Annotated in this window: 16 protein-coding genes; 14 read left to right on the forward strand and 2 right to left on the reverse strand. The window is 70.2% G+C overall.

What is annotated here, in order from left to right:
* Position 1: 1 nt before the first annotated feature.
* From ACTWQC_RS14040 to ACTWQC_RS14105, 14 genes are all read left to right on the forward strand, one after another.
* Entirely contained in the window at positions 2 to 478 is a 477-nt protein-coding gene (locus tag ACTWQC_RS14040; protein ID WP_443315984.1) for a GNAT family N-acetyltransferase, read from the forward strand.
* A complete protein-coding gene (locus ACTWQC_RS14045) occupies positions 475 to 1,413 on the forward strand; it encodes a hypothetical protein (RefSeq protein WP_443315985.1) in 939 nt (312 codons plus the stop codon). Before ACTWQC_RS14040 ends, ACTWQC_RS14045 begins: the two co-directional genes overlap by 4 nt.
* Entirely contained in the window at positions 1,410 to 1,733 is a 324-nt protein-coding gene (locus ACTWQC_RS14050) for a chorismate mutase (protein WP_443315986.1), read from the forward strand. The genes ACTWQC_RS14045 and ACTWQC_RS14050 overlap by 4 nt, the downstream gene beginning before the upstream one ends.
* A complete protein-coding gene (locus ACTWQC_RS14055; RefSeq protein ID WP_443315987.1) occupies positions 1,730 to 2,317 on the forward strand; it encodes a hypothetical protein in 588 nt (195 codons plus the stop codon). Before ACTWQC_RS14050 ends, ACTWQC_RS14055 begins: the two co-directional genes overlap by 4 nt.
* A complete protein-coding gene (locus tag ACTWQC_RS14060; RefSeq protein ID WP_443315988.1) occupies positions 2,314 to 3,474 on the forward strand; it encodes a LeuA family protein in 1,161 nt (386 codons plus the stop codon). The genes ACTWQC_RS14055 and ACTWQC_RS14060 overlap by 4 nt, the downstream gene beginning before the upstream one ends.
* The gene (locus ACTWQC_RS14065; protein ID WP_443315989.1) at positions 3,471 to 4,247 is read left to right on the forward strand and encodes a class I SAM-dependent methyltransferase; all 777 of its coding nucleotides are present in this window, start codon (positions 3,471 to 3,473) and stop codon (positions 4,245 to 4,247) included. Before ACTWQC_RS14060 ends, ACTWQC_RS14065 begins: the two co-directional genes overlap by 4 nt.
* The gene (locus ACTWQC_RS14070; protein WP_443315990.1) at positions 4,231 to 5,484 is read left to right on the forward strand and encodes a GNAT family N-acetyltransferase; all 1,254 of its coding nucleotides are present in this window, start codon (positions 4,231 to 4,233) and stop codon (positions 5,482 to 5,484) included. Before ACTWQC_RS14065 ends, ACTWQC_RS14070 begins: the two co-directional genes overlap by 17 nt.
* Complete coding sequence (locus tag ACTWQC_RS14075; protein WP_443315991.1) at positions 5,481 to 7,502, forward strand: LeuD/DmdB family oxidoreductase small subunit; 2,022 nt, start codon at positions 5,481 to 5,483, stop codon at positions 7,500 to 7,502. Before ACTWQC_RS14070 ends, ACTWQC_RS14075 begins: the two co-directional genes overlap by 4 nt.
* Positions 7,499 to 8,569 carry an isocitrate/isopropylmalate dehydrogenase family protein gene (locus ACTWQC_RS14080; protein WP_443315992.1) on the forward strand — a complete coding sequence of 357 codons (1,071 nt, stop codon included), beginning with the start codon at positions 7,499 to 7,501 and terminating at the stop codon, positions 8,567 to 8,569. Before ACTWQC_RS14075 ends, ACTWQC_RS14080 begins: the two co-directional genes overlap by 4 nt.
* A gap of 4 nt (positions 8,570 to 8,573) precedes the next feature.
* The gene (locus tag ACTWQC_RS14085; protein ID WP_443315993.1) at positions 8,574 to 9,482 is read left to right on the forward strand and encodes an aminotransferase class IV; all 909 of its coding nucleotides are present in this window, start codon (positions 8,574 to 8,576) and stop codon (positions 9,480 to 9,482) included.
* Positions 9,479 to 10,840: a hypothetical protein gene (locus ACTWQC_RS14090; protein ID WP_443315994.1), complete on the forward strand. Its 1,362-nt coding sequence runs from the start codon at positions 9,479 to 9,481 to the stop codon at positions 10,838 to 10,840. The genes ACTWQC_RS14085 and ACTWQC_RS14090 overlap by 4 nt, the downstream gene beginning before the upstream one ends.
* Positions 10,837 to 12,102 carry an MFS transporter gene (locus tag ACTWQC_RS14095; protein ID WP_443315995.1) on the forward strand — a complete coding sequence of 422 codons (1,266 nt, stop codon included), beginning with the start codon at positions 10,837 to 10,839 and terminating at the stop codon, positions 12,100 to 12,102. The genes ACTWQC_RS14090 and ACTWQC_RS14095 overlap by 4 nt, the downstream gene beginning before the upstream one ends.
* Before the next feature lie 45 nt (positions 12,103 to 12,147).
* Positions 12,148 to 12,339: a hypothetical protein gene (locus tag ACTWQC_RS14100; protein WP_443315996.1), complete on the forward strand. Its 192-nt coding sequence runs from the start codon at positions 12,148 to 12,150 to the stop codon at positions 12,337 to 12,339.
* Positions 12,340 to 12,432: 93 nt separating this feature from the next.
* Positions 12,433 to 12,726, forward strand: a complete 294-nt coding sequence (locus tag ACTWQC_RS14105; RefSeq protein WP_443315997.1) for a hypothetical protein — start codon at positions 12,433 to 12,435, stop codon at positions 12,724 to 12,726.
* Here ACTWQC_RS14105 and ACTWQC_RS14110 read toward each other — a convergent pair.
* Both ACTWQC_RS14110 and ACTWQC_RS14115 read right to left on the reverse strand, forming a co-directional pair.
* Positions 12,686 to 13,402: a 4'-phosphopantetheinyl transferase family protein gene (locus ACTWQC_RS14110; protein ID WP_443315998.1), complete on the reverse strand. Its 717-nt coding sequence runs from the start codon at positions 13,400 to 13,402 to the stop codon at positions 12,686 to 12,688. The genes ACTWQC_RS14105 and ACTWQC_RS14110 overlap by 41 nt on opposite strands.
* An 81-nt stretch (positions 13,403 to 13,483) precedes the next feature.
* Positions 13,484 to 13,924, reverse strand: coding sequence for a DinB family protein (locus ACTWQC_RS14115; protein ID WP_443315999.1), 441 nt, complete (start codon positions 13,922 to 13,924; stop codon positions 13,484 to 13,486).
* Positions 13,925 to 14,443: the final 519 nt, after the last annotated feature.

Below are 14,443 nucleotides of genomic sequence, written 5' to 3' on the forward strand. Positions count from 1 at the left end.
CATGCCCCCTCTGATCTTCGAGACGGGCCCGGCGAAGCCGGCCGAGGCGGACGCGGTGGCGGCGGCGGTCACCGCCCTCCTGCGGGAGCTGCGCGCCGACCCCGGCCACACGATTCCCGGGATCGGGGCGGCCGTGGCCGACGCCATCGCGGGCAAGGACGGCTCCGGGGTGCTGGTCGCTCGCGATGAACAGCGCCGCGTGGTCGGCGTTCTCGGATACACCACCCAGATCGCGCTCCGGCTCGCCGCGCCGTACCGCCTGGTCCAGGAGTTGTGGGTGGACCCCGGGCTGCGGTCCCGGGGCGTCGCGGCCCAGCTCCTCGCCGAACTCGACGCGGCCTGCGCCGCCGACGGCATCCGGCGGGTCGAGGTATGCCTGCCCGGCCCGCACGTCGCCACGTTCCCCCGGACGCTGGCGTTCTACGAGCGCTCCGGTTTCCGCGTCTTGGGCCCTCGCGTGATCAAGGACCTGACATGAGCCTGCATGTGGTGGTACCGGAGGAGTCCGACGCTCTGCCGTTCACGGTCGAGCCGTCCGGCGTCCAGGTGGCCAGCAAGGAGGTCCCCGAGCGGATCCACCAGATCCTGGCCGGGCTGCAGGACGGCGGTGCCGTCGTGGCCCCGCTCGGCGGGGACAGCCTGAGCCGCGCGGAGCGGCTCGTCGCCGCCGTGCACGACGACGCCCTTCTGCACTACCTGCGCCACGGAGTGCCCGAGGGCCGGGAGTCGGCGCTCGACGACGCCTTCGCGGCACCCGGCCTCGACCAGGAGACGCCGGTCACCCGCGCCGTCTGGCCCGCCGCACTGAGCGCGGCAGCCGCCGCCGTGCGGGCCGCCGAACTGACTGCTCGCCAGAGACGCAACAGCTACGCCCTGGTGCGGCCCCCGGGCCACCACGCGGGACCCGGCTGGCACGGCGGCTACTGCTTCCTCAACAGCGCCGTCGTCGCCGCCCGGACTCTGCGTGAGGAGGGCGCGGCCCGGGTCGGCATCCTCGACGTCGACTACCACCTGGGAAACGGCACGCTCGCCTGCGTACAGAACGATCCCACGCTGCCGTTCGCCTCGGTCCACTCCAGCGACCCCGGGGACTTCCCCTACAGCTTCGAACCGGGGCCGGGTCTCTTCGGAGTGCCGTCCGACCCCGGCACGGAGGGATTCCTCGCGCTGGTGAAGGACGCCGTGTCCCATCTGCGCCAGGAGGACGTCGACGCCCTGGTGGTGTCCGTCGGCTACGACGTACTCCTGGGCGACCCGCACGGGTCCTGGACCCTGCCGCCGGATGTGTTCGGCCCTGTCGCAGCGCTCCTGACCGAACAGCAGCTGCCCACCGTCTTCGTCCAGGAGGGCGGATACGGACTCCCGTCCCTGCGCGGCGCGGCCCGCGCCCTGGCATCGGAGGCTTCGCGATGAACCCGACTCCCGACACCGTCCTGCAGCCGTACCGGGAACGGCTGGAGGCGCTGGACCAGCAGCTCGCGGAGCTCGTGGCGGCGCGCCTGGCGATCTGCTGCGAAGTGGCCGAGGTCAAGCGGGCCAACGGCATTCCGATGATGCAGCCCCAGCGGGTGCACACGGTCCATGAGGCGTACGCGGCCCGCGGCGGGCGGCTGAACGTCTCCCCGGACTTCATGCGCTCCCTGGCAACCCTGCTCATCGACGAGGCATGCCGCCTGGAGGACGAGATCATCGACGGTTCCCCGGCGAAGGCATCTGTGGAGGTACGGCGATGACCCTGACATTCACCACGCTCGGCCCCGAGGGAAGCTGCCACGAGAACGCGGTGGCGCACTACCTCACGTTCCAGGGCATCGAGGACGAGGCGAAGACCGACCTCACCCTCGATCTGCACGAAGGTCTCGAGCGCGTCCGGCGCGGCGAGTCCGACTTCCTGGTGCAGTGCAGCGCGCACCCCGAGGTGCATCTGATCACCGAGCGGTACTTCGGGGAGGTCCATGTGGTGGACACCTTTGTGTACCCCACCAAGGAACTGGTGCTGCTGAGCCGGGCCGACGTGGAGCGCCCGAAGACCCTTGGCCTGGTCCCGGCGACCGCCGGCTATGTCGATCTGTCGCAGTGGGAGGAGGTCATCCGCGAACCGTCCAAGCCCGTGGTGGGCCGCAACCTGCTCGCGGGGGCGTACGACTCGGGGCTCACCCACCTGGAGTACCTGGAGCAGTCGGATGGCGCGCTCCGCCTCGACCGCTACATCGGAGCGGTGACCACCACGTGGGTCGTCTACGGCCCCCGTCCCCGGTTCACCGGAGACCTGATCGGCACCCGGTGCCGGGAGTACCTGTTGGGAGAGGGAAAGTGACCCAGGTCGAATCCCCGGCGAGGAAGATCCTCGTCTGTGACACCACGCTCCGCGACGGCGAGCAGACCTGCGGAGTGGCCTTCCAGGTCGAGGAGAAGGTGAAGATCGCCCGCCTTCTCGACGAGATGGGCGTCGACTGCATCGACGCGGGCTTCCCCGCCTCGTCGCAGGCCGACCAGGAGGCCGTGCGCGGCATCGCCGCCCTGGGCCTGCGGGCTCGCGTCGTGGCGTTCTGCCGCCCGAATCGCACGGAGATCGACCTCGCGAAGGCGTGCGGTGCGGGCGCCATCTACACCTTCGTTCCCACGTCCGACGTACACATGCGGGTCAAGTTCGGCGGTGCCGACAGCTCGGTGCGTGAGCGGCTGAAGCGGGAGATGGCCGACGGCATCGCCTACGCCAAGGGCCTCGGCATGTTCGTCGGCTGCGGCTCGGAGGACGCCACCAGGACGTCGTACGACTACCTCGAAGAGGTCCTCGTCCTCGCCCAGGAGAGCGGTGCCGATCTGGTCGGTGTCGCGGACACCGTCGGATCCACCACCCCCGACGACTTCCGCACCCTCATCTCGCGGCTGCGCTCGCGCATCAGCGTGCTGCTTTCGCTGCACTGCCACAACGACTTCGGTCTCGCCACGGCCAACACCGTCGCCGGGATCCTCGGCGGCGCGGACGAGGTGCAGTGCACCATCAACGGCATCGGGGAGCGGGCGGGGAACGCCTCCCTGGAGGAGGTGACGGTGGCCCTGACCCAGCTCTACGGATACGACACGAATGTCGACCTGTCCCGGCTGGGGCCCATGTCGAACCTCATCGCCGACCTGTCCGGCATCGAGGTCAGCCCCATGAAGCCGATCGTCGGCGGCAACGCCTTCTCGCACGAGTCCGGCCTGCACGTGTCGTCGGTGATGAAGGACTCCACCGCCTACGAGCCGCTCCCTCCCGAACTCGTCGGACACACGAGACGCATCGTCATGGGCAAGCACTCCGGCAAGTCGATCATCTCCCATGTCCTCGACGCCCACGGACTGTCGTACGACGACGCGGTCCTCGGCGCGGTGCTCCGCGACGTCAAGGAGGTCTCCGTGCTGACGAAGTCCAGCGTCACCGAGGCGCAGATGATCGAGATCTATCACAAGCGAACGGCCAATTCGGTATGACCGCAGAGCACGACAACCCCGCATGGTTCGAGGACGAGAGGTTCTGGAACGATTTCTTCCCGCATCTGTTCTCCGAGGAGCGCGCCGCCGAGGCGGCACGGATCGTGGCACAGTCGCCGCTGTTCCGCTTTCCGCCCGGTGCACGCGTCCTGGACCTGTGCTGCGGCCCGGGCCTGTTCACCGTGCCGCTCGCCCGCAACGGCCATGCGGTCACCGGCGTGGACCGCAGCGGAAGGTTGCTGAAGGACGCCTCCTCGGCCTGCCACGAGGCGGGCGTCGGCGCACGGCTCGTCGAGGCGGACATGCTCGACTTCGCCGAGCCCGGGGCGTTCGACGTCATCGTCAACATGTTCACCTCCTTCGGCTACTTCGACCGGCACGAGGACAACGTCCAGGTCCTGCACAACGCCCACGCCAGCCTGGCGCCGGGCGGCTCGCTGCTCATCGACGTCGTCGGCAAGGAGGTCCTCGCGCGGCTCGACGAGCGGGTCTCGCTCTCCGAGCAGGACGGAAAGGTGCTCATCCAGCGCGACACCATCCTCGACGACTGGACCCGGCTGCGCAGCGACTGGTTCTCCATCGACGGCTCGGCCGCTGCCAGGGGGTCGATGACGATCTATCTCTACAGCGCTGCCGAACTGCGGGACATGCTGGGGACCGCCGGTTTCGACGACGTACGGTTCTTCGGCGGCTACCTGGGCACGCCCTACGACCACCGGGCCGAGCGGCTCATCGCGGTGGCCACGAAGGGCGTGGATGTCCGTGGGGACTGAGGTGGTCGTCGTACGGTCGGCATCCGGTGTCGACCGCGGGGAGTGGGACGCGCTCGTCCCCGCGCCGCAGGTGTATCTCACGCACGACTGGCTGTGCGCGGTCGAGGACTGTTTCGGCTTCGAGCTGGTCTTCTTCCTGCTGCGGGACGGCGGTCGCACCGTGGCCGGTGTGCAGGGCCTGCTGGTCCGCGACCCCGACGCGTTTCCGTACCACGACCCGACGGGCGCGCTGTTCGGCGACTACGAACTGGACCACCTCCGCCAGGCGCTCGCGCGGGACCGGTCGGAGGCGGAGTCCGCCGAGGCCGCCGCGCTGCTCGCCGCCGTGGTGTGCGCCGAGGCCGCCCACACGCGCGCGGCCGGCTATCCGGCACTCGTGATGACCAGCCCGTACGGGTACGCGAGCGGCGTCCTCACCCTGCCGTCGGCCGACCGCCGGTCGGCGATCGGACAGCTCCTCGGGGGCATCGACGCGTTCTGCCGGACACAGGGGATCCCCGCACAGAGCTTCCTGTGGCAGTCCGGCACGGACGAGGAACTGCACCGCGCCCTCGCCGGACACGGCTATCTGGAGTTCCTCTCCGACCTGGAATACGACCTCGACGTCGCGCCCGCCTCCTCGTTCGAGGACTACCTCCGCACACTCGACCGCAAGCGCCGCACGGTCGTGCGGTCCGAGATCCGCAGATTCACCGCGAGCGGGATGCGTATCGAACACGCCGCGGCCCCGGGCCCGGCAGTGATCGAACGCTGCGCGGAACTGTCCGAGGGGCAGCAGAAGAAGTACGGCCTTCCGGTCGACCGGGCCGCGATGGAGCGGCTGTTCACCTCCCTCCTCGACGCGAAGCGGCTCGGAGCCACGCTGCATCTCGTGCTGCGCGAAGGCGCCGAGGGGCAAGACATCGCGGGCTTCCTGCTGTGCCTGGAAGCCGGGGGTGTGCTGCACCCCAAGTTCGTCGGCTTCGACACCGCCGCCATCGGCGCCAACTACGCCTACTTCAACCTCGCCTTCTACCACCTCGTCGAACAGGCAGTCGCGGGCGGCGCCCGCCGTATCTCGTACGGGATGGGTTCGGCGGACGCGAAGCGGCTGCGGGGCTGCCGCCCGGCACAGGTGCGCGGCTGGATCCGGTTCTCGTCCCCGGCCGTGCACCGGCGCATCGAGCCCTACGTCACCGTCTTCGACTGCCTCAAGAAACAGCTTCTCGGTTCCCAGGATGGAAGAGTTCTGCGATGACTCTGGTACGACAGCTCTTCGAGCACAAACTCGGCCGTCCCGTCAGCACCGGCGAGGTCGTCGACCTGCCGTTCGACCTGTGCTGGGGCAGCGAGATGACCGTCAAGTGGGCCCTGGACATCCTCCGGGACAGCGGCTTCGACGACGAGTACATCGCCACGGGCCTCGCCGCGCAGCGTGAGAAGACCGCCTTCGTCTTCGACCACGTCGTCCCGACGCACACCGCCTCGATGGCCTCGATCCTCGTCGAGCTGCGGCGGTTCGCCAAGGAACACGGCATCCGGGTGTTCGACGTCGGCTACGACGGCGGCATCCAGCACAAGATCCTCATCGAGCAGGGCCTGATCCGTCCCGGCGACGTCGCCGTCGGCGCCGACTCGCACAGCTGCACCGCGGGCGCGATCGGGTCGCTCGCCACCGGCATCGGCTCGACGGACCTGGCCATGGCCCTGGTCCGGGGCAGCTGCTGGATGCGGGTGCCCGAGGCGACGCTGGTCCGCTTCCACGGTTCGCTGCGCCCGCACGTTCAGGGCAAGGACGTGGCCCTGCACCTGTGCGGCCTCCTCGGTGTGCACGGCGCCGTCTACCGCAGCCTCGAGTTCGGCGGCCCCGGCCTCGCCTCCCTGGCGATCACCGACCGGCTGTCGCTGAGCAACATGGCGGTGGAGATGGGCGCCAAGTACGGCCTGTTCCCGACCGACCGGGTCCTCGCCGACTTCCTCGGCGATGTCACGTACCCCACCTTCACCGTCGACGAGGACGACCCCGAGTACGTCGACGTGATCGACGTCCACCTCGACCGGATCGAGCCGACCGTCGCCCTTCCGTTCTCGCCGGACAACGCCATCGGCACGCACCAGCTCCAGTACATACTGCGCCACTGGGACGCGTACGGCGGCCGCGAGGACCTGATGACCGGCGTCGCGCCACTGGCCCGTATCGCCAACGAGGACGGCGAGATCCCGGTCAACCAGGTCTTCATCGGCTCCTGCACCAACGGGCACCTGGAGGACCTGAGGGTCGTCGCGGAGATGCTCAAGGGCAAGCGCGTCACGGACGGCGTCCGCACCATCGTCATCCCCGCGTCCCAGAAGGCCTACCGGGCGGCGATGAAGGAAGGCCTCATCGACGTCCTGCTGGAGGCGGGCTGCTACGTGGAGTCCTCCAGCTGCGGCCCGTGCATCGGCATCAAGTCCGGTGTGCTCGGCAAGGGAGAGGTCGCGGTCTTCACCTCCAACCGCAACTTCCGCGGCCGCTGCGGTGACGTGGACGCCAGTGTCGTGCTCGCCAGCCCCGCCGTCGCGGCGCGGGCGGCGCTGACCGGGGTGCTCTCCCCCATCGGCGACCAGGCCGACTACTACACCACCGAGGACGATGTCCGAAGCGGGATCGACGAGTTGTTCTCGGTCCACTCGGCACGCGAGGGCAGGTCGCCGCTGACCGCCGCGGCCGGGCGGCCGGAGCAGGCGGCTTCCGCAGCCGGCGCCGACCGCCAGGGAAGCCTTGCCTGGGTCTTCGGCGACCATGTCAACACCGACGTGATCCTGCCCAGTGTGTACTGCCAGATCCCCGACCCGGCCGAGTACAAGAAGCACATCATGGCGCACGCGGGGAACCAGCCGTTCCTCGACCACTACCAGGATTCCGGGCACGACCTGAGCGGCTCGGTGATCGTCGGCGGCATGAACTTCGGCTGCGGCTCCTCCCGGGAGAACGCGCCCATGGGGATCAAGGCGTCCGGCGCCCCGTTCGTCGTCGCGCACAGCTTCGCGCGGATCTTCTCCCGCAACGCCCTCAACATCGGCCTCAGGCTGGTCGAAGTGGGCGACTTCGCCTACGAGATCCAGGAGGGAGACCGGCTGGTCGTCGACGACGAGCGCGGCGAACTGGTCAACGCGACCCGGGGGACGTCCGCGCCGATCACGCCGCCCTCCGCGTTCGAGCGGGAGCTGCTCACCGCGGGCGGTCTCGTCGCCTACGCCGGTACACAGCTCCGGTCCGGAGCGTCGGCACGGTGAGGCCCCTCGCGGTCATCCCGGGAGACGGCATCGGCCCCGAGGTCATGGCCGAGGTGCTGAAGGTCCATGCCGTGGTCGAGGACACCTTCGGCACCGGCCTCACCACCGACGTACTGCCGTACGACGCCGACTACTTCCTCGAGCACGGCGATGTCGACATCGACATCGAGGAGATCAGAAACAGGTACCGGGCCGTCCTCCTCGGCGCGCTCGGCGATCCGCGCATCCCGGACAACGGGCATGCCAAGCAGATCATCGGCGGGCTGCGCCGGCAGCTCGAACTGAGTGTCAACCTCCGCCCGGTGCGGCTGCGCACCCTGGAACACTGCCCACTGAAGCATGTGACGTCCATCGAGGACGTGGACCTCGTCATCGTGCGGGAGAACACGGAGGACGTGTACGCCGGCGTCGGCGGGACGGTCCGCGGCGGCCGCCCCGGGCACGTCGCCATGGAGGTCGCCGTGCACACGCGCTGGGCCGTGGACCGGGCGGTCACGGCCGCGTTCGAGCTCGCCCGCTCCCGTCCGCGCCGCAGGCTCGCACTCGTGGACAAGAGCAACGCCATGCCGAGCGCCGGTCCCCTGTGGCAGGAGCGCTTCCGCGCCATCGCCTCGTCCTATCCGGACGTGGAGTGCGACCACCTGTACGTCGACGCCGCTGCCATGGAGCTGATCCGCAACCCGGCCCGGTTCGACGTCGTGGTGGCCGGCAACCTCTTCGGCGACATCCTCAGCGACGAGGCCGCCCAGCTCGCCGGCGGGCTCGGGGTCGCGCCGTCAGCCAGCTACGACCCCGAGGACACCGCGTTCTTCGGCGTCTTCGAGGCGGTGCACGGCAGCGCCCCGGACATCGTGGGCACGGGGCGCGCCAACCCGCTCGCCTCGGTCATGAGCTACTCCCTGATGCTGGACCGCATGGGGTTGCGCGAGGCGCACGCCGCCGTGGAACGCGCCGTCGACCACGTGCTGTGCGGGGACCTGCTGACGCCCGACCTGGGCGGCACCGCGCGCACCGAAGAGGTCGGCGACGAGATGTGCCGGGCCATCGCCCGCCCCGACAAGGACTGACAGCATGAACGAACCAGCGAAGTACATGTGGTGGCAGGGCAGGGTCGTCCCCGCGGGAGACACCGCGTTGACCCTCGCCAACCACAGCCTCCACTACGGCCTGTGCGTGTTCGAGGGGATCTCCGCGTTCCCCTCCGGGGACACTGACCACCACTTCTTCCGGCTCGAGGAGCACCTGACCCGGTTCGCCGAGTCGTGCCGCCTGGTGGGGACGGCGCTGGCCCAGTCCCCCGCCGACCTCGCTGCGGCCTGCCACGAGACACTGCGCGCCAACGGCCTGCGCCGGGCCTATCTGCGTCCCATCGCCTTCCTCGGTGACGGGGTGCTCGGCCTGGCCAGGCCCGGCGCGCAGGCCGAGGTGGCGGTACTGGCCTTCGACGTCTCGGACTTCGACGAGCTGATCCGCGGGCAGCGGCCCCGGCTGACCCTGTCGCCGGTCGCCCGGCTCAGCCCCGGAGCGTTCCCCACCAAGGCGAAGGTGTCCGCCGCCTACCTCAACTCCAGGATCGCCTGGATGGACGCCCAACGGCGCGGCTACGACGACGCGTTGCTCCTCGACGACACCGGCTCCGTCGCCGAGTGCACCGTGCAGAACGTCTTCGGGGTGCGGGGCCGCACCGTCGTCGTGCCCGACTCCGCGGCCGCGCTCGACGGCATCACCGTCGCGTCCGTCGCCGAGATCGCCCGCGATCTCGGCTATGAGGTGGCCCGGACCCGGGTGAGCGCGCAGGAGCTGCTCGGCTGCGATGCGCTGTGCGTTGCCAGCACCGCCGGCGGCGTACGCCCTGTCCGGTGCGTCGACGACACCGAGTTCGATACCGGCAACCCCGCCGTCGCCGAGCTCGTGCGGACCTACCAGCAGGCCGAGCAGGGCCTGCTCCCCGAATACGAGACGTGGGTGTCGGCTCCGTGAACGAGGCACCCGTGGTGGACCTGTACGACACCCTGCCCGAGGAGTTCCGCCGAACGGCCGGCGCACTCGGCAGGGCCCACTGGCGCCAGGCGCACGCCGGGGTTCCGCGCCTGGCGGATTCCTGGTGCCCGACCAGGCCCCTCATGCTGGGCGAGGCGGCGTACGCCCGGGTGGGCGCCGTCGCGCTCCGCGCGGCGGCACTCGTGCTGGAGGCGTGCAGGCGCCGGGCACGGACGGCGGGCGACCTGCTCGATGCCCTCGGCATGTCCCGGAAGGAGTTCCCCCTCCTCGACCCCGACGAACCGCTCACCGAACGGTTACTGACATCCCTCCGCGCCGACGTCATGGTCGAGCGCGGTGTGCCCAAAGTCGTCGAGCTCAACATCGACGGGGCGGTAGGCGGAGCGATCGAAGCCGATCTGATCGCGGGGCAGTTCATGGAGCTGTACTCCGCACTCGGCGCCGCGGAGCAGACATCGCAGGCGGTCGCGCTACGCCCGCCCCCCTCCGCTCTCGACGCGCTCTTCACCGAACTGACCTCCTTCCTCGGCCTCACCGAGGGCAGCTGCCTCGCCGTCCCCGTCTTCCGCGAGGACGGGCTCGACAGCCTGGCGGACCCCGAGGACTTCATCGCCTTCCTCGCTCCCCTGGCCGAGCGGGGCAAGGCGCACGGAATCTCCATCGTCGGTCATCCGCTGGACCGGCTGACCCTGGACGACCAGCGGCGGCTGCACGCCGGTGAGCACATCGTCCATGGTGTCTTCCGCCTCTTCCTACCGGTCGAGCAGCCGGGTGCGGGACTCGACGCCCTGGCCGGGGCGCTTCGGGCCGGCACCGCGGAGATGTACACGCCGGAGGCCACCAGCCCGGTCAGCGACAAGCGGGTGCTGGCCTGGATCTGGGAGGACCTCCCCGGACTGGACCCGGCCGACCAGGACTTCGTACGCCGCCACATACCCGAGACGACCATCGTCCGAGCGGAGGCACTCAGTGGTGACAGGACGTTCCTGGTCCTCAAGCCCGGCGACGGCTATGGCGGCGCCGGTGTGACGCTGGGGCGTTCGGTGACCGAGGAGGAGTGGCGGGAGCTGATCCTGTACGCCGCAGAAAGGGGCGACCACATCCTCCAGCGGGTCGTGGACACCGACCAGGTCACCTTCGAGTTCGCGCACGCCGAGACCGGGGAGATCCGCAGCGCCGCCGTCCCGTGCGTGCTGGGGCCACTGGTGTACGGCCGCGAGCCCTCGGGCCTTTACGTCCGGCACTCCTCCCCCAACAGCGGTGTTCTCATCAATACGCACCAGGGTGCCGCCTCCAACGGCGTGCTGGTCCTGGAGAGTCCGGTGGACCAGCGATGAGCGACCGCGCTCGCACCCCCACCCTGTTCGACACGCTGCGGCAGCGCGATTTCCGCTGGTTGGCGTGCGGGAGGATGGCGACCTATGTCGCCAACGCGATGGCGCCCATCGTGCTCTCGTTCGCGGTGCTGGACCTCACGGGCTCGGTGATCGACCTCGGCATCGTCGTCGGCGCGCGGTCCGTCGCCAATGTGGTGCTGCTGCTGTTCGGCGGGGTGATCGCCGACCGGCTGCCGCGCACCTTCGTGCTCCAGGGGTCGAGCGTGGCCGCCGGGATGGCCCAGGCCTTCATCGCGGCGAGCGTGCTGCTCGGCTTCGCCTCCATCCCGGTCCTGGTCGTGGTCAGTGTCATCAACGGCATGGTGTCCGCGGTGTCGCTGCCGGCGGCCGCCGCCCTGGTCCCGCAGACCGTTCCGCACGCGATGATCCGGCAGGCCAACGCGCTCGTGCGGATGGCCATCAACGCGGGCATGGTCGTCGGTGCCTCCACGGGCGGCATCATCGTCGGCTTCGTCGGCTCCGGCTGGGGCATCGCCACCAACGCGGGGGTGTTCCTGCTCGCGGGCCTGTGTTTCGCCGGCATCCGGTCGGCGAAGACGCCACCGCCGAACGGCGACCGGGCACGGCCGCTGGCCGAACTGCGCGAGGGCTGGTCGGAGTTCGTCTCCCGCACCTGGGTGTGGGTCGTGGTGCTCCAGTTCCTGGTCATCAACGCGGTGGTCGCCGGCGGCCTCCAAGTTCTCGGGCCCACCATCGCCGACCAGTCCTTCGGCCGTACGACCTGGGGACTGCTGCTCGCGGCGCAGACGGCCGGCGCGCTCGCGGGCGGCGTCATCGCGGCCCGCACCCAGCCGCGGCACGCCCTGCGGCTGGGCACGGCCATCGGAGTGTTCGAGGCGCTGCCACTGCTGGCGCTCGCGACCACGTCGAACGAGCTCGTGCTGGTCCTCGCGATGTTCGCCAACGGCGTCGCGCTGGAACAACTCGCCGTGGCCTGGGACGTGTCGCTCCAGGAGAACATCCCGCCGGAACGGCTGGCCCGGGTCTACTCCTACGACGCCCTCGGCTCCTTCGTGGCCATCCCGCTCGGTGAGATGGCGGCCGGCCCGCTCGCCCTGCACACGGGACTCCGTACGACCCTCCTGCTCGGCGCCGGACTCGTCGTGACCGCGACCTTCCTGGCGCTGTGCAGCAGCAGCGTGCGCAACCTGACCATCAGACCCGCGGCGCCGCGACTACCTGCCCACGCCCACAGCGAATGAGTCGCCGGTCCGGCCGCCCCGCCGGACCGACCAGGCACCTGGCTGGTGCAGGCCAACCTCGTCTACTACCTCAGCGACTACCTCGCGATGTCGCCGAGCCTGATCGCCGTGGTCTTCGCGGCGCAGGGGGCGGGCGCGGTGCTCGGGGCGGCGGCGTGTCCCTGGCTGGCCCGCCGCTTCGCGTCACGCCGTGCAGCGCGCGCAGCGGTGGGAGCAGGCCGGGTGGGAGGAGCCTGACGATGGCCCTGCCGGGTCATCATCGCAGGGACGGTCCTGGCCGGCGTCGATATCGTCACGCTGATCCCCTTCCAGGACGTCGTCGGCATCTCCGTGCTGTGGGCGCTGATCTACGGCATCGGCACCGTGAACATGGTGAGTTGGTTCGTCCTGCGTCAGCGCACCGCGCCCGCGCGGCTGCTCGGCCGCGTGGTCGCCACCACCAGGATGATCGCGTTCATGTCCATCCCGGTCGCCTCGATCCTGGGCGGTGTGCTGGAACAGCACTGGCACAACATGTATCTGATCATTGCGATCGCGGGCGCGCTGCGGCTGCTCGTCGGTCTCGGCGCCCTGATGTCGCCGCTCAACTCACGGGCGGGATGGAGGAATCCGGACCACTCCTGAGTACAGGAACGACAGGAACCACGGGCACCGCGACGGTGGCGAGGAGCAGGCCCGGGGTGGCCGTCCAGCGCCCCTCGAAGGAGTAGGACGCCGGCGCGCTCCCGGCGCTGGCCGGTTCGCTGACGTCGAGGTGGAAGCTCCCGGAAGTCCGGTCGAACGTGACCGACGCGTCCGCGAAACCCAGACGGCGGCGCGTCATGGGGAACCACGCCTTGTACACCGCCTCCTTCGCACAGAACAGCAGCCGGTCCCAGCACACCTCCGGGTCGGCGCCGGAGAGTACGGCCAGCCGCTCCCGTTCCTCGGGCCGTGTGACGGCGCCGAGCACCCGCCGCGGCAGTGCGGCATGGAGTTCGGCGTCGATCCCCACCGCCCGTATCTCCCCGCTGCGCGCCACCGCCGCCGCCCGGTACCCCGGACAGTGCGTCATGCTCCCGACCACCCCCGCCGGCCACCGCGGTGCCCCACGCTCGCCGGGCAGCAGCGGTACGGGCGGTACGCCGAGGTCGGCCAGGGCCCGCCGGGCGCAGTGGCGGACCGTGGTGAACTCCCGCCGCCGACCCTCATGGCGCGCTGCCCCGAGCGCCGCCCGCTCCTCAGGAAGGAGCGCGGACTCGGTTACGTCCGTGAAGGACTCGGCGCACGCCACGGCGGTCGGCAGGATCAGCTTGAGCACGCCAGGACCCTAACCCGGCCTGCCCGTACAAAGGGCGGGGGCACTGCGAGAAACAGGGTGGCGGCGAGAAATGACCCTCCATCACGTCTGCCCCCACAACCCGACTGCTAGCGAAGCGGCCGCCCGGACTGCGACTGCCTGCGGTGGTGCAAGAACCTGCTCGGGCTGCCCTACCTCCTGCTCCAGCGCTTCGGGCCCTGGCGCCGGCACACGTCCCTCCAGCGCCGGCTCGACAAGCTGCTGTACGCGGAGATCGCCGACCAGCCGGACGTCTTCCGTCCCGAGCGGTTCATCGACGGCCAGCCGCCGGCGAGCCTGAGAGAGCCACACCTGTTCCTGGCCCGAGGCGTCGGCCACGTGATCGTCCTGAATCCGCGAGAGGTGCCACACGAGCCAGGCGATGGAGTTGGCCCGGGGATCGAGACGGGCATGGAGATCCTTCACCGTGAGCCCCTCGGCCGCCTCGTGCACCACCTCGTGGATGCGTCCGAAAGCGTCCGCGAGCACATCTGGTGCCTTCATACTCCGAGTAAACGCGCGGCGTTCCGACCATTGTGAGCCGACACGGTTCCGGGGAGCGCGGTCACCCAAGCGCACCATCGGCGCAGAGCTCCTCCATCATCCGGACGGAATTCGCGAGCAGCTCGTTGAGCAGCAGGGCGGCCTGTGGCGGGGGGCCAGCCCCGTGTCCGGGCACACTTCGCGTGGGCTGACGGCCTTCCCCAGCCCCGAGCGGCGGCGGGTGACGAGCACCGGGACGCGCGCACTTGGCGCCTCGACAAGGGGGACTTCCAGGTCAGGCGGGACCTGATACTGCGGGTGGTCGCATGGTGAGCACATCAGCAGACACTGGCCACGTCAGCACCTTGCTCCTCCCAGGAGGCGATCATCATGCGCTCCTCTGCCGACCGCGGACGCGTCTACCGCCGCTGCGGCTGCCGCGACCAGCACCGCCGCCAGCTGGAACGCACCACTATTTTATCCCCGGCCTTGGCAGCCTGAAGCTCGACGAACTCGGCCGCCGCCATTTCGCCGGCTTCG

Source organism: Streptomyces sp. 8N616, assembly GCF_052246385.1.
Lineage (GTDB): Bacteria > Actinomycetota > Actinomycetes > Streptomycetales > Streptomycetaceae > Streptomyces.

What these genes read in the sequence shown, in the direction of transcription:
- ACTWQC_RS14070 (WP_443315990.1), top strand. Translation starts at nt 4,231, where the DNA reads ATGTCCGTGGGGACTGAGGTGGTCGTCGTACGGTCGGCATCCGGTGTC.
- ACTWQC_RS14055 (WP_443315987.1), top strand. Translation starts at nt 1,730, where the DNA reads ATGACCCTGACATTCACCACGCTCGGCCCCGAGGGAAGCTGCCACGAG.
- ACTWQC_RS14085 (WP_443315993.1), top strand. Translation starts at nt 8,574, where the DNA reads ATGAACGAACCAGCGAAGTACATGTGGTGGCAGGGCAGGGTCGTCCCC.
- ACTWQC_RS14075 (WP_443315991.1), top strand. Translation starts at nt 5,481, where the DNA reads ATGACTCTGGTACGACAGCTCTTCGAGCACAAACTCGGCCGTCCCGTC.
- ACTWQC_RS14065 (WP_443315989.1), top strand. Translation starts at nt 3,471, where the DNA reads ATGACCGCAGAGCACGACAACCCCGCATGGTTCGAGGACGAGAGGTTC.
- ACTWQC_RS14115 (WP_443315999.1), bottom strand. Translation starts at nt 13,924, where the DNA reads ATGAAGGCACCAGATGTGCTCGCGGACGCTTTCGGACGCATCCACGAG.
- ACTWQC_RS14040 (WP_443315984.1), top strand. Translation starts at nt 2, where the DNA reads ATGCCCCCTCTGATCTTCGAGACGGGCCCGGCGAAGCCGGCCGAGGCG.
- ACTWQC_RS14050 (WP_443315986.1), top strand. Translation starts at nt 1,410, where the DNA reads ATGAACCCGACTCCCGACACCGTCCTGCAGCCGTACCGGGAACGGCTG.
- ACTWQC_RS14045 (WP_443315985.1), top strand. Translation starts at nt 475, where the DNA reads ATGAGCCTGCATGTGGTGGTACCGGAGGAGTCCGACGCTCTGCCGTTC.
- ACTWQC_RS14095 (WP_443315995.1), top strand. Translation starts at nt 10,837, where the DNA reads ATGAGCGACCGCGCTCGCACCCCCACCCTGTTCGACACGCTGCGGCAG.